Below are 22,059 nucleotides of genomic sequence, written 5' to 3' on the forward strand. Positions count from 1 at the left end.
TTTCCTCCGTTTATCTGGTGATCAGGTCTATAAGTGCTTTACCGTCAGTTTCGCACACCTGTACTCTTGTATTCAGTTCCTTCTCCAAATCCTGGGCAGTCATGTCGTCAAGCATTACAAGGTTGTCGTTTATCATATTCCTTGGCAGAATTATGTTCTTCAAGCCTTTTCCCTTAAGCTGTTCAATTATGTCTTTTCCTGTAGTAAGTCCCGATACGGTTATTTTGTCCCCGAAAAAGTTGTTTATTATCTTTACCGTATTTATTTTGATGGGCATTTTGCTCATAATCATTCCAGCTATGTCGTCAATGAGCTCGTAAGCAGCAACGCCGGTGACAAATGTGACTTCATCAAATGCCGTCTTTCTTTTTCCAATCTTTTCAAGCTCCTCTTCCACCTGATGCCTGAATAGCCTGCACATGCCAATGCCGTTTTCAAGTTGGTCGAATTCCTCGTAATCCTCATAGGACGGAAAATCTGTTTCGCTTTGAATGTAAAACTCATCGGCTATGAAAATAAATCTTGTTCCCAGTTTTTCAAGAAGCTCCTTTTGAAGCTTTGTAACCTGGGATACCACCGCACCTGCGCTTTCCTTGTCAAATGGCTTCAGATCAGCAAGATTCTTTCGAAACTTGGTAAGTCCTACCGGAACCACAGCAACGCTTCGAAGCCCCGGATGCAGCGAAGAAAGGTCCCTGATGGTCTTGTCAAGCTGCTCCTTGTCATTGACGTCTCTAACCAGCACTATCTGGCAATCCACGGTGATTCCTGCATCTATAAGCTTCTTAAGATATTCAACGATGTCAATGTCTTTGTGGTTTCCCATCATGTACTTGCGAAGCTCTGAATCCGTCGTGTGCACCGAAACCTTTATGGGGCTTATCCTGTACCTGACGATTCTATCGATTTCATCTTCCGTAAGGTTTGTGAGCGTGATGAAATTCCCGTACAAAAATGAAAGCCTTGTGTCGTCATCCTTAAGGTACAAAGACTTGCGCATGCCTCTTGGCATCTGGTCGATAAAGCAAAAAATGCATTTGTTTGAACAAACCTTTATGTTGTCCATGAGAGGATTTTCAAAAACAATTCCTATGTCTTCGTCGTAATCTTTCTCGATTTCAAGCTCCCACACTTCGCCGTCCTTCTTCCTCACCTCAAGGACAACCTCGTCGTCTGAAATCTGATATTTGTAATCTATGTAATCACGGATGCTTTCGCCGTTTACAGAAACAAGCTCATCGCCGGGCTCAAGTTCCATCTCCTCAGCAATGCTATTTTTCAATACTTTTACTATAATATTCTTCATTTCGTCATCCTTTTCTATAACTACGCACATTATAACATAACTGTTCAATTACCTGCAATGTAATTTTTGAATAATGAAGCGTTAAACACAAATAGGACGGTTCCGCGGAACCGTCCTATTTGTCTATGTCTTAGTTTGATTATTATTAATCCTGTTGAGGAGCTTCTACTGGACATACGCTAGCGCATGCTCCGCAATCAATACAAGTAGCAGCATCGATAACATATTTGTCATCACCTGCAGAAATAGCGCCAACTGGGCATTCTGCCTCGCATGCTCCACAGCTGATGCATGCATCTGTAATTTTGTAAGCCATTGAATCTCACCTCCCTAATATTGTCATTCAACATTTTAACATTAATTGTCCACATTTAAAAGTACTTTTTTCTGAATTTGCTAAATATTTTAAAAAGTATACATCTTTGTGCAAAAAACTGCAATTTCCAAAATAAATGACTCCCTACTGAACGAACAGTAAGGAGTTTTTGTTAGTCTTCAAGTTCTTTTAACTCTGCCAGATTGATATCTTCGTGCTTCTGCTTCAGGACTCCTTCTTCAACAACCCTGAGCTCCTCGCCCTTGAATTCTTCTATTTCTACGGTTCCATCAGACTTTGTCACGTTGACTCTTGCAGTCTTGAACAGTGGATTTATGTCGATTACAATACCTGTCTTTTTTGTGCCTGCAATCGCAACCCTGTCGCCAACGTCCGGGAGATGGCGTATGTTCTCCTCATATACCTGGTGCTCGTAATTGAGGCAGCACATGAGTCTCGAACAAATACCCGATATTTTCGAAGGGTTCAGTGACAGTTTCTGCTCCTTGGCCATTTTGATTGAAACGGGATAAAACTCCCCTAAAAAAGACGAACAGCACATGGGCCTACCGCAAGGTCCCAGGCCTCCTATCATTTTTGCTTCGTCACGGACGCCTATCTGCCTTAATTCTATTCTCGTTCTGAATATGGAAGCCAGGTCCTTTACCAATTCCCTGAAGTCTATTCTGCCGTCTGCCGTGAAATAAAAAATAACCTTGTTATTGTCAAAGGTGTATTCAATATCCACTAGCTTCATTTCCAATCCGTGATCTTCTATTTTCTTAAGGCACAGTTCAAATGCCTGTTTTTCCTTTTCTTTGTTTTCCTGGTTTTGCTTTATGTCTTCTTCGGTTGCAAGCCTTAAAACCTTCTTAAGAGGCTGAACGATATCTTCTTCCTTAACAAGCTTTGGGCCCACAACTACCTGACCGTATTCTATTCCTCTGATGGTTTCAACTATCACGTAGTCACCGTTGTTTATCCACTTTTTGTCAGGATCGAAATAGTATATCTTCCCGGCTTTCTTGAATCTGACTCCTACTACTTTTATCATTTAAAGACCTCCTGAATCTTTAAAAGCATATTATCTATGGAAAGCTTATAGTTAACATTGCTCTTTATGTTATCGCTTACAGACTGCAGATATTCGATTATGTCCGAATCCTGCTTAAGCCTTAAGCTGTGCTCCTGGGCAAGGGCTGTCAAATCCTTGTTTATGATAAGACTTTGCATGCTGTTTTTTACAAAGCTCACATCCCTTATCCAAATCATCATAATTACTATTATTTCATCTATTTTATCCTTGTTTTCTTCAAAGTAACTTTCAACTTCATATATTATTTCTGAATCTGCCTTAATAATTCTGTCAAACAGTCCAATAACCGCTTTTCGCTCCTCAAGAATCATGTCCTTGCCATTTACTATGTTGACTGCCATGTTCAAAATCCCTCTTGAGTAGCTTGCTGCCAGCTCTGCTTTATCTTCCTGTGCTCCCATTTTTTGTACAAGATAATTTTTAATTGTTTCTTTGCTGATGTTTCTGAATTTGATGGTCTGACATCTGGATACTATGGTGGGAAGAAGAAGATTTACATTTGTCGTAAGAAGTATCATGACAGAATCTCCCGGAGGTTCCTCCAGGGTTTTTAAAAATGTGTTGGCTGCCTGTGTTGTCATTTTTTGGGCATCCCTGATAATGAATACCTTCCTGTCAGCCTCGTAAGGCTTTTTGTATACTGATTCCAGTACTTTCTCTATGTCTTCCCTTTTGATTGTATCATCATCCTGATTCATCACATGCAAGTCAGGATGGTTCAATGAATTCATTTTTATGCAGCTAAAGCATCTGTTGCATGGCTCGCCGCTAAAATCCGTGCAAAACAAAGACTGGGCAAATATCAAAGCCAAATCAGATTTGCCCATGCCCTTTGGTCCTTCAAAAATATAACCGTGGGATATGTTTCCCTTTTTTATGGAATTGATTAAAGAAGTCTTTATTTCATCCTGTCCTGCCACCTGGCTGTAAAGCATTTCATCCCCCTTAAATCTTTTCGAATCTTTCAATAGGAGTAACGAACACAACAGCGCCTCCCACAGTGACTTCTATGGTCTGAGGCAGGTAACCGCCCACCGTGCTGAATGAACTTGGAGGAATAGCTGCCGTAATTTTCTTTTTAACTTTGCATATTTTTCTGATAATTTCGATTTCTTCGTCAACCTTGTTATCTTCAACCACTGATATTATTGTGGTGTTGCCGGAGCTTAGAAAACCGCCGGTTGACGACATCTTGGTTGATGAAAAACCGTTCTCCCGCAAAGCTGCTATCAATTTGTTTGCATCATCATTTTGCACTATGGCAGTTATTAATTTCATATTACCCTCCTAAAATGAATTTATGATGTCCTTTATCTCCTGGAAAATTTCATCAATCGTTCTTTCAGCGTCTATTGTTCTCACTTCCGGGCAAAAATCGGAAAGACACTTGTAACCTTCGTAAACATCCCTGTGAAAGGATATGTTTTCGTTTTCAAGCCTGTCTCCCCCGTCTATGGAAAGCTTCCTTTTAAGAGCCTTCTCTGGGTCCACGTCAAGAAGCAGAACCATGTCCGGTTTTAGTCCTGAAGTTCCGAAATCATTAATTTTCTTAATTTCCTCCATACCAAGGTCTCTTCCGAGACCTTGGTATACCAGACTTGAGTAGACATATCTTTCGCTTATGACTATTTTTCCGTCTTCAAGCCAAGGAATAATTTTTTCATTCACAAGCTGCGCTCTTGCTGCAGCATAGAGCAAAGCTTCTGTTCTGTAGTCCATTTCAGTATTATTTCTGTCCAGAATGAGTTCCCTGATTTTTTCGCTTATGTCAGTTCCCCCTGGTTCTCTTGTAAATTCAATTTCTCTTCCCAGTTCTGAAAAGTACTGGCCGATTTTTTGAGCCATTGTGCTTTTTCCTGAACCGTCCGGACCTTCTAATACAATGAATTTTCCTATCATTTAACAACTCTCAACTGTTTATTTTTGTCTACGCCGTTTACATTGATTCCGTTGTCAAGCATTACATTCACATAATCGATTGTTTCCTTGACAATTATTTCTCCTGGGCATACGAGCGGTATTCCCGGCGGATACGGGATAATGAATTCTGCAGCTGTCTTACCTATGGAATCCTCCAAATCTACCAGCATGTTTTCAGCATAGAATGCCTTTCGCATCTTTCTTTCGTGCTGAAGCTGAGGGAATGCTTCTATTTGGACAATTTCTCTTTTTTCATCGCTGTTTTTCTTGTCAAAATATATTTCCTTAACAGCATCAAACAATCTATCGATATCTTCCGGTTCATCGGTTGCTGTGATGTAGCCTACTGTGTACATAAGGTCTGCAAATTCCATCTGAATCTTGTATTTGTACCTTAATATTTCCTGCAGCTCCGTTCCGGTAACACCCAGCTCGCTCATGCTTATTACCGCACGTGTTGCGTCAAAGTCATAGCAGCCTTCTCCGATAAGGAAGTCGTCTTCTAATACATTTATACCCATGTTTCTCAGTTCCAGCGTTCTTCTCTTGAATACTTCGATGTTTCTCTTAAGTCTTTCCTCTCCGTTTTCATTCATCCAATGAACGGAATTTTCTATGGATGCCATAAGAACGTATGAAGGAGAAGTTGTCTGAAGCATTCTCAGCATTGTCTCAATGTTGTTCAAATCAACCTTATCTGAGCATATGTGAAGTATGGATCCCTGAGTCATGCATGGCAGAGTCTTGTGCGTGCTTTGTGTCACTATGTCGGCACCTGAGCTTTCAGCTGATGGCGGAAGCAAATCCTTGCAGAAATGCAGGTGTGATCCGTGAGCTTCGTCGATCATCAGTATTTTTCCATACTTATGAGCAATTTCAGCAGCCTTTTTCACATCAAAGCAAATTCCGTAGAAAGTAGGATATGTCAGTACAACCATCTTTATATCAGGGTTGTCTATCAACATCTGCTCCAGCTTTTCAAGACTTATGCTGAAGTTTAAACCATGCTTCTTATTGAATTCAGGATATAAATAAAATAATTTTAAATCTCCTAATATACAAGCATTATAAACAGACTTGTGGCAGTCTCTCTGCACAAGAATTTTATCTCCAGGGTTAGTACATGCCATTATTGCCGATATGATTCCGCAGGATGTTCCGTTGACAACCATATATGATTTTTTGGCGCCATAGGACTCTCTGATATATTCCATAGCATCCTTTAAAAATCCTGTCGGGTAATGTAAATTATCTGTACCTAATGTTTCTGTAATGTCATAAAAATTTAAATTATTGCCAATTTCTTCCAATATTCCTGTTTTACCTTTATGACCAGGCATGTGAAAATTTGTATCTACTTCGCTTCGATACTGTTTAATCCCCGAAATAATGTTCAGTTTCTTCATTGTTAATCTCCCGTTAAAATTACTTGTTAAAAAATAATTTATACTCACATAAATTTGTATTTACGCCTGTATATTGGGATTAGTGCTCATCTCCTCTTTTTATAATATAACTGCTTTTGCAGTTTATTTGATTGTGTTGTTTCTCTTTCTAGATATTCTTTTTGTAGTATGCACTGTTTCAACTGTTAATACAACCATAATGGAAAAAACCGTCGCTGCAATAGAAAACAGTAACATGTATTCTATCCACATACAATCACCTTCCGTTCATATGACTGCACCAGAATTCCATCTCGTGACAATCATATTATATAACAGCGTCAGGACATTGTCCAACAAAAACTTCTGAATTACGTTAAAATACGTGGTTTATAGTCAAACAAGAATTTTGAGTACCAGCAAGGCAATAAACCCCGGAATGCCTAATAATCCTATGGTCAGTGCCGTTGCTTCATTAACTCCTATACAGACTCCCGTAAATTGTCCAAAATAGTTGAAAACAATCAAGACCAATGCTCCCAATAAAGAATTCAATAATAGTCTGCCTAAAAACTTAATGGGCTTTACAAATAACCAAGACACCATGAAAATCAACATTATGCCGGCTGAATAAGCCAGCACCACTCCAATATTTGCTCCCACCCGGATAACCTCCTCATATTATTATAATGCGATGTTTATAAATTTTATGAAGTCGTCCACGTTTTTATGCTTTGTAACAATAACATACATTACAGTAATGAAAGGTTGTTGTCAATAATAAATTATATATTTTTATCCCGCATTTTAATCCAAATATCTAATCATTTCTTTCATTTCTGCCTTCATGTAAGCCCTCGGTTCCGTAATCAGCTTTTTCCTTGGCTGCGTCAGCATTTTCTGCCTCTGGTTTTACAGATGATCCCGTATTGAAAAGTTCCAGATACTTCTTCAGCCATTTGGGCATCACAATATATTTGTTGACCAAAAGGGCAATAAATATTCCTATGCAGGTGTCAATCACCCTGTTGACCGTGTACAGCACATATCCTCCATCTCTGTTTTTTGAAATGAGGATGGTCAGGTAGACCACACAGCTTATGACAACGGCCTGCTTCTGATTGAATACGACGCACAGTTCGATCAATAGTACTATTCCCAGGGGAATTACAAAAAACATCATGTCTTCGCTGACCACGAACACATCGCTGACAATGAACAGTACTAATATGCCTACAAGGCCTCCCATAACAGTACCCGCAATTCTCGATATCCCCTTCTCCAGGGAATCGACTATGGTGTTCTGCATGCAGATTACCGCAGCCACACACGCCAGCACCGGGTTTTCCCTTCCTAGTAACTGGTACAGCCAAAGACACAAAAAAACCGACAAGGCAGTCTTTATGTTTCGCATGCCAATCCTGGGAATATTCATATACGCCTTCATATGTCCTCCGTCTTTTTATTGTTGTGAAGTAATGATATTTTATTTAAAATTGCATAATTTGTCCAGCATTAATTGTAAATCCTGATTAAGTCAAAAAAAAAAAGGGCTTTGCCCTTTATTTAAAGCTGTACTGGCTTATTAAATTCTGCTTGCAGTTCCATAGTTCCGCAGAAAGGTCCACGTAGTAAGAGTGAGGATTTATGAACCTTTTAACCTCGCACCAAAGCTTGTCGACCTCCTGCCTGCAGTAGTGTCTTATTTCATCAAGGCTTGGGCTTTCATACACGCATTCACCGTTGATGAATACAGGCACCTGAAGGTTCTTTGCATAAAACTTTGTAACCTTTTTCTTCTTCCAGACGTGAATCTCGTCGAAAATGGTGTATGGCTGGGTATCATCAATAATTTCGTGTGACAGTGCCACCACGTCTGCTATTGGATTGTCGGCCTTTCTGTCATAAAGCCTCCAGACCTTTTTATATCCCGGATTTGTGATCTTTTCTTCGTTTTCAGAAAGCTTGATCTTTGGAATAATCTGTCCGTCCTTTTCAATGGCCACAAGTTTGTAGACACACCCGAACACCGGCTCTGACTTGGCAGTTATAAGCCTTTCTCCAACCCCGAAGGAATCCACCTTTGCTCCCTGGTCCAGCAGGTCCTCGATGATGAACTCATCAAGACTGTTAGAGGCCACAATTGTGCAGTCGTGAAGATTTGCATCATTTAACATTTTTCTGCATTTCTTGCTGAGGTATGCTATGTCGCCCGAGTCAATTCTGACGCCCTTTAGTCTCTTTCCCATGGGTTCCAGAATTTCCTTTGATATTCTTATGGCATTTGGTATTCCGCTCTTGATTACATTGTAGGTATCTATTAATAAAGTGCAGCTGTCCGGATAATTTTCTGCATAAACCTTGAAAGCTTCATATTCGCTTTCAAACATCTGCACCCAGGAGTGTGCCATGGTTCCAAGAGCCGGAACTCCAAAGGCTTCATCAGCCAATGTCGTTGCAGTTCCCACAACTCCGCCGATGTACGCTGCCCTTGCTCCGTAAATGGCACCGTCATAACCCTGGCTCCTTCTTGCTCCGAATTCCATTACAGGCCTTCCATTTGCCGCCCTGACCACACGGTTTGCTTTGGTTGCAATTAGACTTTGGTGGTTTATTGTCAAAAGAAGCATGGTTTCAATAAGCTGGGCATCAATGGATTTAGCCCTCACTGTCACAAGAGGTTCATTGGGGAATACGGGAGTACCTTCCGGAATGGCATATATGTCGCCGGAAAACTTAAATTCCTTCAGATACCTGAGAAATTCTTCGCTGAACAAGTTTTTGCCTCTGAGATATTCAATGTCATGGTCGTTGAACTTAAGTTCCTTAATGTACTGAATTACCTGCTCAAGTCCTGCCACAATTGAAAATCCGGCACCATCCGGATTTTTTCTGAAGAAAATGTCAAAATAAACGATATCGTCTTTCATACCGTTTGAAAAATATCCGTTTGCCATGGTCAATTCGTAAAAATCCATAAGCATAGATAATTTCCTGTCCCCAAAATTATTATAATACATTGTAATTCTCCTTAGTTAATTTTATCAACTATCTCTATGCCGCTGGTGTGCATATTGTAAAGTGCAAATAAATTCATGAGGTATCCGTCATGGGAACCGCCATCGTATGTTTCCACACAGTTTGAAGGCACCACAATTCTCTTGTTCTTATTAACCTGATTGAAGTACGCTTTCAGGCTGAGCGCAAACTGAAGCACGCAAATGTCGGTCACACATCCGGTTACAATGTAATTGTCTGTTTTGTCAAGGTTTTCATCAAGCCACTTTCTGAATTCCTCCGTGTTGAAACCGTTTGTGCTGTTCTTCTCAATGTGGACTATGCCTGGCCCCCTTGAATAATCCGTATCCAGTTCAGGTATGAGACGGGCTTCCTCACTTCCCTTCAGGCAATGGACAGGAAAACTTCCGAATTCCTTTGCTCCTTCCTCATGGCTGTCCAGGAAGAAAACTTTCCTGCACCCCGAAGTCTTTTCATTCAATGCTGAAATATTGGCTGCAACCGAAGCAACCCTGTCTGAAGACAATGGACCCGAATAAACGAAACCGTTTACCATGTCCACAACAATCAGCACAGTTTTGTCCTTATCAAGAGAAGATAGTTCAATGCTCTTTCCCATTAATTCGTTCTCTATTTTCTTTATAGTATCCATCGTACATTCCTCTTATTAATCATAAAAAATAACAATTACATTATAGTTTTTATTCCGTTGTTTGTCAAAGTAATTAAAATAATAACAAGCGCAAAAAAGCTGCACCTTAAGCAGGTGCAGCTTTTCTCTATTTCATTTCTATTGTTTTCTTAGGACATTTTGCTGCACAAACATTGCAGCCTATGCACTTGTCAGGGTCAACCTTGTGAGCTTTTTTAAGTTCACCTTCTATTGCTCCTACAGGACAGTTCTTGGCGCAAATTGTACATCCGATGCAGCCTTCCTCAACAATGAAGGCTTTCTTTCTGGCAAGAAGGTCACCTTGAATTGCCTTTGTAGGACATTTTTCAACGCAGACCATGCAGTGCGTGCACTTGTCGTAATCAACCTTGGCCAGGTTATCTGTTACGTGAATTGCATCAAATGCGCAGTTCTTTTCGCAGATCTTGCAGCCGATGCATCCTACTGTACACACATCCTTTACTGCCTTTCCGAAGTCCTTGTTGTGGCAGCCCACTATCACGTTATTTTTGTATGGAACAAGCTCTATTACAGCTTTCGGACATTCTTCGATGCACTTTCCGCATGAAGTACATTTATCCTTATTTATTACTGCCAGTCCGTCGACTATTTCAATAGCATCAAAAGCACATACTACCTTACAGTTTCCGAATCCCAGACAGCCTTTGTCGCATGACTTGTTTCCGCCCATTACCGCTGCTGCTGCCTTGCAGTCCTGAACACCATTGTATTCATATTTTTGTTTCGCTACAGAATCACAGCCCTGGCACATAACGTGTGCTACTTTCTTTTCTGAAGATTCTGCATTTACACCCATTATTTCGGCAATCTTGGCGTGAGCATCACTGTTGGCAACAGGACATCCGTTGGCAGGTGCTCTTCCTTCTGCTATGGCGTTAGCCATTCCATCACATCCCGGGAAACCGCAGGCTCCGCAGTTGGCACCGGGAAGTGCATTTCTGATTTCTATGATTTTTTTATCAACTTCAACGTGGAAGACTTTGGAAGCAACTGCAAGCAAAGCACCTGCCAGTATTCCCATTCCGCCTAACACGCCTACTGCGCTTATTACTACCATTATTTATTATTCCTCCTTCTATAATTGTAATCCTGAGAAGCCAAGGAATGCAATAGACATCAAACCTGCAGCAACTAAAGCAATAGGTGAACCCTTCAATGCTTCCGGAACATCCGCAGAATCAATTTTTTCCCTTACACCTGCAAACAAAACTATAGCCAGTAAAAATCCTGAAGATGTAGCAACAGAATATATTATAGCCTGGATGAAGTTGTATTCCAGTGTAATGTTGTTTATTGCAACACCCAATACAGCACAGTTTGTAGTTATCAGCGGCAAATAAACGCCCAGAGCCTGGTACAATCCAGGGCTTGATTTTTTAAGAAACATCTCAACAAACTGAACCAATGCAGCAATTATAAGGATAAATGCTATTGTTTGAAGATATTCCAGTTCTAATGGCACCAGTATAGCTATCTGAACCAGGTAAGTGATTATAGCGGACAACGTGATAACAAATATAACCGCTATACCCATTCCGGCAGCTGTCTCAATTTTCTTGGAAACTCCCAGGAAGGGACAAACTCCCAAAAATTGCATAAATATAATGTTATTAACGATAAACGAAGTTATAAATAAACTGAACAATTCCATTTACACTACCTCCTAAGCTTTCTTTTTTCTTGTCAGGTAATTAACAAGACCTATCAGCAATCCAAGCGCTATAAACGCTCCCGGAGGCTGAACCATTATCATCATAGGCTCGAATGACTCTCCCATAATCTGGGCGCCGAAAATCGTACCATTACCTAAGAATTCTCTTATAGAGCTTAATAAAGTAATAGCAAATGTGTAACCTAGTCCCATGCCTAATCCGTCAAGAGCTGAATCAACTATACCGTTTTTTGAAGCAAACGACTCTGCTCTTCCAAGAATTATACAGTTAACAACAATCAAAGGTATAAAAACTCCCAGAGCCTTGTAAAGCTCGAAGGTGTAAGCATGCATGAACAAATCTATGATAGTAACAAATGTGGCGATTACTATAATAAATGCAGGTATACGAACTTCGTCCGGTATAACCTTTCTCAATAAAGAAATAACTACGTTAGAGCCAATCAATACGACCGTAACTGCAACACCCATTCCTATTCCATTGAAAGCCGATGTTGTTATGGCAAGGGCAGAACACATTCCAAGCAACTGAACAAAAATAGGATTTTCTTTTAAAAGACCGTTTTTAAAAACTTTTACCTTATCCATTTTTACCTCCTATTTATTCACGTACTGATTGAAGACTTTGATTGCATTGTTAAGTGCGCTTGCGAAGGAGTTTGATGACTTCGTTACGCCTGCGATTGCATCGAAGCTTGTAATTTCAGCACTTGCATCTGCTCCCAAAAACTGTTTCTGGAATTCCGGTTCCGTTGTTCTCGAACCAAGACCTGAAGTTTCAGAATGTGCTATGACATTCATACCGGAAATCTTAGCATCAGACGTGAAACCCACAAATAATTCCATGTCCCCGCCGTAACCGGCTACCGTACTGAGAGTTCTCACAACATATCCAAGCTCATTGCCTGAACCGTCAACAGCCTTGTACAGCTCAACAAATTTTGCATTTTCTGATTTTATGGTTTCTGTCAAAGCAGCATCATAAACTTCAAACATCACTGAACCCGGCATAACAGCTTCCAGCACTGCAGGATCCATTGCAGCTTTTGCTTCAGCTTCAGCTATTTTATCCTTCGTAAAATCATTTGCCAAAGCCAGCACACCTGCTGCCACGGCAGAGATTATACATAATATTCCGCCTAGTCTTACTATATTATTTTTCATTTTTCACACCCCCTGCTACTCCAAATACTTTAGGTGCAACATATTTATTAATCAATGGAGTCAAGACATTCATAAGAAGTATTGAATAACTTACCCCTTCCGGATACCCGCCGATTTTTCTGATCAACATGGTTAAAACACCGGCTCCTACTGCGTATATGATTTTGCCTTTGTCAGTAACCGGGCTTGTGGCATAGTCTGTAGCCATGAAGAAAGCTCCCAGCATCAATCCGCCTCCGAACAGGTGGTAAAACAACATGCTTCCTCCGTCAACAACAAGAGCAATTACAGCAACTGTACCAATGTAAAACACCGGAATAATCCACTTTATAGTTCCTCTGTATATTAAATATATACCGCCTAAGATAAGAAGTAATGCTGAAGTTTCGCCTAATACTCCCGGAATATTTCCAAGCAGCATGTCCACTATTCTTGGGAGCTGGCCTGTTGCCGTACCTTTCATTATTGCCAAGGGAGTTGCTGAAGCAACTGCATCTGTAGCCGGGTTTATGAACCCTCCTGTCATGTGCAATGACCATGATGCAACTAAGAAAGCTCTTCCAGCCAATGCCGGATTCAGGAAGTTAAATCCGATTCCGCCAAAAATTTGTTTTACTATTGCTATTGCAAAAGCAGAACCGATAACAGCCAACCACCACGGAGCGGTTGAAGGAAGGTTAAAAGCCAGCAACATTCCTGTAACCACAGCACTGAGATCAGTAACCGTAGCAGGCTTTTTCATAATTTTTTCACAAACATATTCTGTAACTACTGCTGATATAACAGAAGCCACCACTAATATCAATGAATTAAATCCAAAATAAAATATACTTGCTGCCAAAGCAGGTGTCAAAGCTATTATAACATCAAGCATTAACTTTTGTGTTGTTTCATCTGATCTAATATGAGGTGACGATGAACCAATCAACATATTTTCCATCTGTAATTCCTCCTATTTTGCCTTTTTGCGTCTCGTTAATATTTCTTTTTTTGCAACGCTGATGGTTTCCTTCAAAGGTCTCTTTGAAGGACACACATACGAACAACCGCCGCACTCGATACAATCTGCAGCATGATATTTGTCTGAATTGTCAAAATCTCTGAGAATTGAATATCTGCTTATCTTGTATGGCTGCAAATGGACAGGACATGCGTCAACGCATCTTCCGCACATGATGCAGTTCGATGGTTCAGGAATTTCTGAATCCTTTTTATTGAAGACCAATATACCCGATGTTCCTTTTACAACCGGAACCTCATCCGTAAATTGAGCAATACCCATCATAGGTCCGCCGTTCAGTATTTTTCCAGGCTCTTCTGAATAACCGCCGCACTGTTCAATGACATCCTTGAACAAAGTTCCTATTCTTACATAAATGTTCTTCGGATTCTTAACTGCGCTTCCGGATACGGTTACAACTCTTTGTATAGCCGGCATGCCGGTCTCAAACACACTACCGATTGTTGCAACTGTTCCGACATTTTCCACCACGCATCCTACTTCCATTGGAAGTCCGCCTGATGGCACTATTCTTCCTGTGATTGCATTGATTATTCTCTTTTCATCTCCCTGAGGATATTTAACTTCCATGGGAGCAACCTCTATGCCTTCTTCGCCGGCAGTTAATTTCTGCAGCGTTTCGATTGCGTCAGGCTTGTTTTTTTCTATTGCAATGTAGCATTTTTCAACGCCAAGAGCTTTCTTGACAGCTTTGATTCCCAGAATTACATACTCAGGTTTTTCGAGCATTATTCTGTGGTCTGCAGTAAGGTAAGGCTCGCATTCGGCTCCGTTTACAAGAAGAACATCGATAACCTTGTCTTTCGGAGGGCTCAGCTTAACGTGTGTAGGGAAAGCAGCTCCTCCCATACCAGCCATGCCGGCTTCCTTAATGATTGACAAAATTTCTTCTTTTGTAAGATTATCCGGATTTCCTTTTGGCTGTACGGATTCATGAACAGTGAACTGTCCGTCAGATTCTATAATTATGCAATTAACTTTAGAACCTCCCGGAACCTGATGCTGTTCAATTTTTTTAACTGTTCCAGACACGCTTGAATGTACTGGTACTGAAACAAAGGCTTTTGATTCGCCTATCTTTTGTCCAACTTTTACTGTATCTCCTACAGCAACCAACGGATCGCATGGTGCTCCTATGTGCTGTGATAATGGGATTACAACAATTTTAGGATCAACTGCATCTTCAATCGGCACATTTTGCGTTATCTTGTTTTGAGGGGGATGTACTCCGCCTTTGAATGTGAACAATTTTGTGCTCATAATTATCACCTCTTGTTTTTATTAATTTATATAAAAGAGTTATATAAAAGAATATTTAATAATCAAACAAATCGATTATATCAGATTATATTTAACTTTTAAACATCTTTTTTTGTTAATTTCAAAAATTTTAACATTATTCTTGTTAATTTGCAAGCAATGGATATAAATTCCACAGTGTAGCTTGTTAATTTATAGATAATTCGCTTATATTTTCATTTATGAAATCCTTTATCCACAGAAGAACTTCTCCGTCGTTAAGACTGCTGCAATCAAGCATATTCTTTATTTCTTCAGTATTTAGAACGAAATTTCCCCTGTCTGTACCATGTGTGTAAATTAATTCACAATTTTCCATGGAATTTATGATAGTCATTATGGTGTCACCCATGTTTCCCATGGGCGCCCTGTCTATGTTGTTTCTTTCAAACCAGCACAAAACTGTTGTTCCAACACCAAGTTGTGAATCAATCTCCAATTTTCCGTTGCATCTTTCACAAGAACCCTTGAGCATGGGAAGGCCAAGGCCTACTTTTCTGGTAGTCCTTGTTGTAAAAAAAGGATCTGTGACTTTTTTAAGCGTTTCTTCGCTCATCCCTGCACCGTTGTCCTTTATGGCTATTTTTACGAGATTGTCTTTTTCGCTGTCTGTAATCTCAATCTCCAAAAGAGAAGCTCCGGCCTTTATGCTGTTCATGGCGATATCCAAAATATGCATTGATATTTCTTTCATTTTTCCTCCACCCGAAATTAAAAAGTCGCTGCTGCGACCTTTAAATTTTCATATATTTAAAAATTTCCTCCACGCTGTCAAGCTCGATGAAATTTACAGCCTCCGATATATCCGTCAGCTGATGAGCGTCTGAATTGTAAAAAATACCGTACCCTTCAGTGAGCCTCTTGTCTGTTTCTGCCTTTTGATAAACCTCAACAAAATCTATTTGGAGGTTTTTAGGCATGAAGCCCAGGACAGACAATATGCTGTTGGACTTTTTGTTTACGTGGGCAGGAACCATTATTCCGCCGCAGGATTTCACCAGTGAGCACACTTCATTAATGGAGTATGACGTTGCGTTGAGCAGAAGCTTCTTAAGCTGTCCGGTTATTTCGTCACATTCGTCGTATATGTTCTGTTCGCCGAATATTGCAGGATTGTTGCATACGTCCGGCAGGGAATCATAAACCATTTTACCGAAAAGCACAGCATCGTCTACATTTCTGAAATAACAAAGAACATGCACCTCTTCCCTCGTTGTCACCTCTATACCTGGAACAACCATGATGTTAGCCTTTTCTCCCAGCCGTACCACAGGAAGAATATTCTCGGCAGTGTTGTGATCTGTTACGGAAATGATGCTAAGACCTTTGATGCAGCACATGTTCACAATGTTGTTTGGCGTCATGTCGCTGTTTGAGCAGGGCGACAGGTCCGAATGAATGTGCAGGTCGTAATAATATTTCATTTTATTCCCATTTGGTTGAAGTCACAGGCTACGTTGTATGCGCTTTTCTTTGTTTTGAAGACGGGTATTTCAAGTTCCATGGCTTTTTCCAGCGCATCCGGCTCCAAATCCATGTTTTCAACAATTATTATGCATGAAAGTTCAAGCAGGTCGGCCACAGCCACAATGTTAAGATGCGTCTGTATAGTAATCCATGCATAATCCTGCTTTGCCTTAGCCATAACAATGCTGAGAAGATCTCCGATATAAACCCCTTCTATTGAAATATCCTTTTCTGATGCGGTCAATACCTCAAGCCCAAACTTTTCAGCTAAATCCGTACATTTCATCATCTCACCTCTTCTCATTTACTCTCAAGACAACGCAGTCATAAAACTCCGATTCGTTGTTGTAAACATCCTCCGCGTGGGCATAACAGGTGGGTGCTCCGCAGGAGCCGCAGTCAAGGCCTGGAAGCATGTCGTTGATTTCTTTAATCTTCTCGTTTCTGTCAAGTGCTTCCTTCATATTGAACCTGCTCTGGATATCTTCTTCTCTTAACTTGTACTTGATGATTCCGGATTCGTACAACTCGTCGAATCTGTCCAGGTCTGCATTCAGACAATCGTTGTTTTCCTTGCTGGTTATATTTTTGATATTGCTGCTTGCAACGAAAGGATTTACAACATTAAACGTACCGCCAACGCATCCCTGCACGCAAGCCAAGGCTTCTACATAATCCACATCGTCAAGCTTTCCGTTTTCTATTTCTTCAAGTATCTGTATTATGTTTTCCATGCCGTTAACCGCAATATAATTAGTGATGCCAGCCGATTCGGACTGGCCGCCTGAAACGGCCCACTTCAAACCATTGAGCGAAGGAGATGAACATACCAGGTCATCCTCCTTGAGAACCTCCCTGTAGAGTTCTCCGTAAATGGTGTTTAACGGAATAACCCAATCAACCGAAGGTTTATAGTCCCCTATGGGGTCAGTGACAGCAAGAAGCTTCGCCGGGCAAGGGGATATATAAAACACCCCGATTTCCTCATCCTTGAGATTGTATAGCTTTCTGGCGCGCTCCCTGGCCAGCATGGCTCCGATTTCCATGGGCTCCTTGAGAAGAATGAGATTATCCATCAGTGAAGGGTACCTGTCTTTAATAAGCCTCACCGCTGCAGGACAATTGGCAGAAATGAGAGGCCTCACCATGCTGTCCTTACCTAATTTCTTGTGAATGGCCTTTGCAACAAGATCTGCAGCCCAGCTTACATCGTATACATAGTCGAAACCCAGCTTCAGAATGGCGTTTTGAACCCTGCAAATGTCGATGGTTTTTGGAAACTGACCGTACAGCGGAGTGCCAGGAATCGCTATTTTGTACTTGTATGAGGAATAGTGCATCTCTTCGTACCATTCTATCGGTTCAGGAGTGTAAGCCCCGTAGGGACATATTTTTATGCATTCGCCGCAGTGTATGCATTTGGAACTATTTATAAAAGCCTTTCCATCAATGAGTCTGATGGACTGTGTCGGGCATCTTTTCATACAGTTGGTGCATCCTTTGCATTTTTCCTTATCGAACATAATAGAAAAATTCATTTTTGCCTCCTATAGGTATATAGTAATGATTATTACCGTTCCGTTGCTGCTTGAACTGATCTCGAAGTCATCTGAATATTTTTTCATGTTGGGTAATCCCATACCGGCGCCAAATCCCAGTTCCCTGACTGATTCTGAAGCTGTGGAATATCCTTCGGTCATGGCCATTTCTATGTTGCTGATGCCGGGTCCCTTATCCTTGGATATTATAACAATCTTGTCTTCGTACAGGTCACAGTGAAGCATTCCTCCGTGGGAATGTATCACGATGTTGATCTCCGCCTCGTAGGATATTATTGCGATTCTTCTTACAATCTGCCCGTTGATTCCCATGGCCTTCAGGTTTCCCTTTATGGAACTTGAAGCCTTGCCCGCATTTATGAAATCATTTGCAGAAACGCTGTAGCTGTATCTTTTTAGAAATTTATCAGTCATCCTTCAATTCCCTTCATACCGCTTAATACAAGCAAACCGCAAGTTTTAAACATGGTGTGGTCTGTTGCCAGAATAGTCAGCGAATTTTCAACGGCCAGGTCAATAATATCCTTTCCGGGTTTCTTTCCCCTTACAAACAGTACAGTGGTCATATCCATCATTTCAGCCGTTCTGATGACCTGGTGGTTGTTGAGTCCCGTAATGAGCAGCGAGTCGCTTGTAGCATAAGCCAACACATCGCTCATTAAATCACTGGCAAATCCATATTGAATATCCGTACGTTCATCGCTGAAGTTCGTAATAATTTCTGCATTCAAAATACTGGCTATTTCATTGATTTTCATATAGGCCCCCGGGTTTGAAGTTGGATTTTTTAAAACCATTAAAAAGACTGTTGAAATTATAATACATTTTAGCTGCACGACATTCATGCGGTATTAGTCGTTAAAATTGCAGCCAGGCTGTTTCCTCAATAACTATATTGTTATAATTATAATGCATTTGCAGATTAATTACAAGCATTATTCAAGTCGCAGAGTGTAACCGTTTGCAGAAATTTACTGAAAATTCCAGAAAAAATTTTTGAAAATTCTCTTTACAAAACCTGAATCATCCGCTATAATGATAAAGCAATGCGGTCGTGGCGGAACGGCAGACGCACTAGCTTGAGGGGCTAGCGAATGTATATTCGTGGGGGTTCAAATCCCCCCGACCGCACCATACAAAAAATAGGACATGAAGCAGCGAACAACAGTTCATTGTTTCATGTTTTTTTATACCTGTTTTAAGCTAGTAAATAGTTCCTTCCGACCAAAAATTTCATACAAAAAAGAAAAACAAGAGGATCTCTCTTGTTTTTTCTTTTTCACTGCAGAACCAGATAGTTTGCATTTGCATAACCGCTGGTTCCGTTGTATTGAACGTTGTACCAGTCGCCGCTTCTTCCAAGCACTCTCATTACCGCCCCGTTGGGAGCCATTCCTATTACCGGAGAATTCAGTGAAGGTCCGCTTCTCACGTTCAGGTATCCGCTTGTGAGTCTCACTCGTGCAGTCTGGCCTGTGGCTGTTCCCTGGGATGAAGAGAAGTATTCGTTTGCTGCTGCAGCAATTGCCCTTGCTATGGTATCAATGTTGTTCGTTATCCAGTTGGCATCTTCCACATTGTCATGAAATGCCACTTCTATGAGAACAGACGGTGCAGCGGTCCTCGCAACCTCTCCCAGAGTGGTCGTAGGCACTGTGGTTACCCGGTCAGGATTCGGATATATTATTCTGAATTGATCCCTTAACAGCTCCGCCATCCTCAATCCGTTTGTGCTTGACGGGTAATAAAAAACTATGGTTCCCCTGTTTCTGCCTTCCTGGCCAGGACCTGAGGCATTGGAATGTATCGCTATGTGAAAGTCGTAGTTGCCGGCGTTGGATTCCCTTATGGACGAACCTGCCGTCATCTCAGGTGTGTTTCTGCCGTACTCAATTCCATACTGCTGCAGGTAAGGAATCATGGCGTCGGCAATCTGGTTCATCCAGTATTCCTCCGTGCCTGTAGTCACAAAAGCATTGAATTGCTGCGTCGACGGGCTTAAATATATTCTAGGCATTATACCCCTCCGTTTCATTGTTTATATTTTCATTTTATGCTGACATTTTCATACTGTCACTTATGAAGTTATGTTATTTGCAAATGTTTCACATATAATGTACGGGGGGATAAAATGATTTATAAATTGTTTCGCTTCTTCAAAAGAAATGTGTTTGTCTTTATTTTCATATTCTGCATTCTTGTTGTATTATTCTCCGTTGCAGGTAAATAATTCAAAAAAAGGGCAAGCCGTGGGGCATCCACGGCTTGAGGCAAAAAATTTAAGAGGCATTTATAAATTCTCATTTACAAATGTACTTATATTATAACCTAAATTTAAATAATTTCAAATATTTTTTTTAAGTTTTGTTTATTTATGGCAGTACTCGCTTCTGAGAATGGACATGAGATGCAGATTGTAATATTCATTGTCCTTCTTCGCAGCATTTCTCATTATTCCTTCATATTTAAAGCCAAGCCTCAGGTAAAGAGCAGCAGCATTTTCGTTTCCCGGATAGTGGTCTATGGTGACACGCTGCATTTTTAGAGTGTTGAAGCAGTAATCCAGCAAGGTTTCCATGACCTCCCTGCCGTATCCCAATCCCAGGAATTTCTCTTCCCCTATGTAGATGCGAGTTATGTCAATGGAATCTGCTGCCCTGGAAATCCCGGACAGATAAACTCTTCCAATAGGAATACTATCTTCCTTCAGCAAAATTGTGTATTGTTCCCTGGAAAGATCATTTTCCCTTCCCAAAAATTCTCTCACAACCTCTTCATAAGTCCGTTCCATGTTTATTGTCAGAAACTGTTTTACATAATCCTGCTGTTCCCATTTTGTAAACAGTGTGCAGTCATCGAAAGTGCTTCTTCTTAAGTATGTGTTTTTTGAAACCATTTTTCCTCCTGCTAGTATTTATATTTTCTGTAGCTCTGATGAATATACTTTTCCATTAAATCCCTGTTTTCTTCGATTATACCCTTCAGCGCCATTACAATCAACAAAAAATATATGTAGTTCTTATAAATGTATATTATGGAAAGAAAACAAACAATAAAAAAGGTGTTGGTCATAATCATGTATCTGCACAGACTTTTAATGTCCACAAACAGCTCCAGCACCGTCTTGCAAATGTTGCCCCCGTCCAGCGGGACAACCGGAATCATGTTAATGCATGCCAGGAATAAGTTGATGTTTGCGAAATTCTGGTTCATGGAACTTCGAAATACCAAATACAGGCATGCATTGCACAATGGTCCCGAAATAAACAGCAGCACTTTTTTATGAAATGCTGTGTTGTCTAAATTGGCATTTAAATTGAAGCCGAACAACGTTATTTTAACCTTGTCAAACTTTATTTTGAGAAGAACCGCAGCAAACAGGTGCGCCGCCTCGTGAGCCGCCAAGGCGATAATAATAAGCATTTACTCCCGCATCAGTCTTTAAGGTCGAATAATTTTGCGGGATTCAAGGATTCGCCGCCTTCCCACACTTCCAGGTGAAGGTGCCTTTCTGCTTCGCTTAAGGATGCTATTATATCTCCAGCAGCTACCTTTTCTCCTTCGCTCACGAACGCTTCCTTGATTTGTCCGTATATTATTGTCTTGCCATCGCTTTCAACCACAACATAATCCGAGAGTTTCTCGTTGTTTCCAATCTGTATAACGGTGCCCGAAGACATTGACTTGACCGTCTGAGTGTCGGATATTATGTCCAGGCCGTGGTTATAGTATGACTGGTCTTTGTCTTTGTTCAATCCGTATTCCTTGTATATTTGTCCGCTTACGGGAGCTGTAAAGTCTGAGCTGCTCTTTGCAAAAGGCATCCTGTCCACTACTGACGAAGCGAATTCTTCCACTGTGTTTTTAAGTTCATCTAGCTTAAGGCTCTGTGATATCTTTTCTTCGGCTGCGTTTATGAATTTTCTGGAAGCATCCGATTCCATATTTTTTGCAACAATTACGGCAGCCACCAATACAATGCTGAACACAACCTGCAGCGCCAATTTTCTGTTAAAATTTTCCTTTCTTTTGATGCTGATTCTCTTTCTTGGTATTTTATTCATCTCACCCACCCCTTCCATACATTTTATTAAAATGTTACAAGCTTTATTACAAAATAAAAAACTTTTGCTTTCGCAAAA

General features: G+C 40.7%; 27 protein-coding genes and 1 tRNA gene. 1 reads left to right on the plus strand and 27 read right to left on the minus strand.

Features of this window, described 5'->3' with window-relative positions:
• Positions 1–10: 10 nt before the first annotated feature.
• The 23 genes from AAGU76_RS02915 to AAGU76_RS03025 form a co-directional block, all read right to left on the minus strand.
• Positions 11–1,306 (minus strand): DUF512 domain-containing protein, encoded by a 1,296-nt coding sequence (locus AAGU76_RS02915; protein ID WP_342483937.1) that lies wholly within the window; start codon positions 1,304–1,306, stop codon positions 11–13.
• Positions 1,307–1,451: 145 nt separating this feature from the next.
• Entirely contained in the window at positions 1,452–1,622 is a 171-nt protein-coding gene (locus AAGU76_RS02920) for a 4Fe-4S binding protein (protein WP_019228534.1), read from the minus strand.
• Between the two features lie 172 nt (positions 1,623–1,794).
• A complete protein-coding gene (locus AAGU76_RS02925; RefSeq protein WP_342483938.1) occupies positions 1,795–2,676 on the minus strand; it encodes a stage 0 sporulation family protein in 882 nt (293 codons plus the stop codon).
• Positions 2,673–3,653 carry a DNA polymerase III subunit delta' gene (gene holB, locus AAGU76_RS02930; protein WP_342483939.1) on the minus strand — a complete coding sequence of 327 codons (981 nt, stop codon included), beginning with the start codon at positions 3,651–3,653 and terminating at the stop codon, positions 2,673–2,675. Before holB ends, AAGU76_RS02925 begins: the two co-directional genes overlap by 4 nt.
• A 10-nt stretch (positions 3,654–3,663) precedes the next feature.
• Entirely contained in the window at positions 3,664–3,996 is a 333-nt protein-coding gene (locus AAGU76_RS02935; RefSeq protein ID WP_342483940.1) for a cyclic-di-AMP receptor, read from the minus strand.
• A gap of 9 nt (positions 3,997–4,005) precedes the next feature.
• Positions 4,006–4,617, minus strand: a complete 612-nt coding sequence (tmk, locus tag AAGU76_RS02940) for a dTMP kinase (RefSeq protein WP_342483941.1) — start codon at positions 4,615–4,617, stop codon at positions 4,006–4,008.
• Positions 4,614–6,044 (minus strand): aminotransferase class I/II-fold pyridoxal phosphate-dependent enzyme, encoded by a 1,431-nt coding sequence (locus AAGU76_RS02945; protein WP_342483942.1) that lies wholly within the window; start codon positions 6,042–6,044, stop codon positions 4,614–4,616. Before AAGU76_RS02945 ends, tmk begins: the two co-directional genes overlap by 4 nt.
• A gap of 375 nt (positions 6,045–6,419) precedes the next feature.
• Positions 6,420–6,686, minus strand: a complete 267-nt coding sequence (locus AAGU76_RS02950; protein WP_342483943.1) for a pro-sigmaK processing inhibitor BofA family protein — start codon at positions 6,684–6,686, stop codon at positions 6,420–6,422.
• A 157-nt stretch (positions 6,687–6,843) separates the two neighbouring features.
• Positions 6,844–7,470, minus strand: coding sequence for an aromatic acid exporter family protein (locus tag AAGU76_RS02955; RefSeq protein WP_342483944.1), 627 nt, complete (start codon positions 7,468–7,470; stop codon positions 6,844–6,846).
• A 115-nt stretch (positions 7,471–7,585) separates the two neighbouring features.
• Complete coding sequence (locus AAGU76_RS02960; RefSeq protein ID WP_342483945.1) at positions 7,586–9,043, minus strand: nicotinate phosphoribosyltransferase; 1,458 nt, start codon at positions 9,041–9,043, stop codon at positions 7,586–7,588.
• An 11-nt stretch (positions 9,044–9,054) separates the two neighbouring features.
• The gene (locus AAGU76_RS02965; RefSeq protein ID WP_342483946.1) at positions 9,055–9,693 is read right to left on the minus strand and encodes an isochorismatase family cysteine hydrolase; all 639 of its coding nucleotides are present in this window, start codon (positions 9,691–9,693) and stop codon (positions 9,055–9,057) included.
• Positions 9,694–9,820: 127 nt separating this feature from the next.
• On the minus strand, positions 9,821–10,792 hold the full coding sequence (locus AAGU76_RS02970) for a 4Fe-4S binding protein (RefSeq protein ID WP_342483947.1): 972 nt from the start codon (positions 10,790–10,792) through the stop codon (positions 9,821–9,823).
• Between the two features lie 18 nt (positions 10,793–10,810).
• Positions 10,811–11,386, minus strand: a complete 576-nt coding sequence (rsxA, locus tag AAGU76_RS02975) for an electron transport complex subunit RsxA (RefSeq protein WP_342483948.1) — start codon at positions 11,384–11,386, stop codon at positions 10,811–10,813.
• A gap of 12 nt (positions 11,387–11,398) precedes the next feature.
• Entirely contained in the window at positions 11,399–11,995 is a 597-nt protein-coding gene (locus AAGU76_RS02980; protein WP_342483949.1) for an electron transport complex subunit E, read from the minus strand.
• A 9-nt stretch (positions 11,996–12,004) separates the two neighbouring features.
• Entirely contained in the window at positions 12,005–12,571 is a 567-nt protein-coding gene (locus AAGU76_RS02985) for an FMN-binding protein (protein WP_342483950.1), read from the minus strand.
• A complete protein-coding gene (locus AAGU76_RS02990; protein WP_342483951.1) occupies positions 12,561–13,511 on the minus strand; it encodes an RnfABCDGE type electron transport complex subunit D in 951 nt (316 codons plus the stop codon). The genes AAGU76_RS02985 and AAGU76_RS02990 overlap by 11 nt, the downstream gene beginning before the upstream one ends.
• Positions 13,512–13,523: 12 nt before the next feature.
• Positions 13,524–14,852 (minus strand): electron transport complex subunit RsxC, encoded by a 1,329-nt coding sequence (gene rsxC / locus AAGU76_RS02995; RefSeq protein ID WP_342483952.1) that lies wholly within the window; start codon positions 14,850–14,852, stop codon positions 13,524–13,526.
• A 187-nt stretch (positions 14,853–15,039) separates the two neighbouring features.
• Positions 15,040–15,585 carry an ATP-binding protein gene (locus AAGU76_RS03000; RefSeq protein ID WP_342483953.1) on the minus strand — a complete coding sequence of 182 codons (546 nt, stop codon included), beginning with the start codon at positions 15,583–15,585 and terminating at the stop codon, positions 15,040–15,042.
• A 40-nt stretch (positions 15,586–15,625) separates the two neighbouring features.
• Positions 15,626–16,315 carry a PHP domain-containing protein gene (locus AAGU76_RS03005; protein ID WP_342483954.1) on the minus strand — a complete coding sequence of 230 codons (690 nt, stop codon included), beginning with the start codon at positions 16,313–16,315 and terminating at the stop codon, positions 15,626–15,628.
• Positions 16,312–16,647 carry a serine kinase gene (locus tag AAGU76_RS03010; protein WP_342483955.1) on the minus strand — a complete coding sequence of 112 codons (336 nt, stop codon included), beginning with the start codon at positions 16,645–16,647 and terminating at the stop codon, positions 16,312–16,314. Before AAGU76_RS03010 ends, AAGU76_RS03005 begins: the two co-directional genes overlap by 4 nt.
• Before the next feature lies 1 nt (position 16,648).
• Complete coding sequence (locus AAGU76_RS03015; protein ID WP_342483956.1) at positions 16,649–17,896, minus strand: [Fe-Fe] hydrogenase large subunit C-terminal domain-containing protein; 1,248 nt, start codon at positions 17,894–17,896, stop codon at positions 16,649–16,651.
• A gap of 9 nt (positions 17,897–17,905) precedes the next feature.
• A complete protein-coding gene (locus AAGU76_RS03020; protein WP_342483957.1) occupies positions 17,906–18,331 on the minus strand; it encodes an ATP-binding protein in 426 nt (141 codons plus the stop codon).
• Entirely contained in the window at positions 18,328–18,675 is a 348-nt protein-coding gene (locus AAGU76_RS03025; RefSeq protein WP_342483958.1) for a DRTGG domain-containing protein, read from the minus strand. Before AAGU76_RS03025 ends, AAGU76_RS03020 begins: the two co-directional genes overlap by 4 nt.
• A gap of 290 nt (positions 18,676–18,965) precedes the next feature.
• Between AAGU76_RS03025 and AAGU76_RS03030 the strand changes: the two genes are divergently transcribed.
• Positions 18,966–19,051 (plus strand) — tRNA-Leu (locus tag AAGU76_RS03030).
• A gap of 145 nt (positions 19,052–19,196) precedes the next feature.
• Here AAGU76_RS03030 and AAGU76_RS03035 read toward each other — a convergent pair.
• The 4 genes from AAGU76_RS03035 to AAGU76_RS03050 all read right to left on the minus strand — a co-directional run bounded on the left by AAGU76_RS03035 (position 19,197) and on the right by AAGU76_RS03050 (position 21,981).
• On the minus strand, positions 19,197–19,934 hold the full coding sequence (locus tag AAGU76_RS03035; protein WP_342483959.1) for an SH3 domain-containing protein: 738 nt from the start codon (positions 19,932–19,934) through the stop codon (positions 19,197–19,199).
• 351 nt (positions 19,935–20,285) lie between these two features.
• Complete coding sequence (locus tag AAGU76_RS03040; protein ID WP_342483960.1) at positions 20,286–20,813, minus strand: GNAT family protein; 528 nt, start codon at positions 20,811–20,813, stop codon at positions 20,286–20,288.
• Positions 20,814–20,824: 11 nt separating this feature from the next.
• Positions 20,825–21,340, minus strand: a complete 516-nt coding sequence (locus AAGU76_RS03045; RefSeq protein WP_342483961.1) for a site-2 protease family protein — start codon at positions 21,338–21,340, stop codon at positions 20,825–20,827.
• An 11-nt stretch (positions 21,341–21,351) separates the two neighbouring features.
• Complete coding sequence (locus tag AAGU76_RS03050; protein WP_342483962.1) at positions 21,352–21,981, minus strand: M23 family metallopeptidase; 630 nt, start codon at positions 21,979–21,981, stop codon at positions 21,352–21,354.
• Between the last annotated feature and the right edge of the window lie 78 nt (positions 21,982–22,059).

The organism is Sedimentibacter sp., assembly GCF_038562225.1.
Taxonomy (GTDB): Bacteria; Bacillota; Clostridia; order Tissierellales; family Sedimentibacteraceae; genus Sedimentibacter.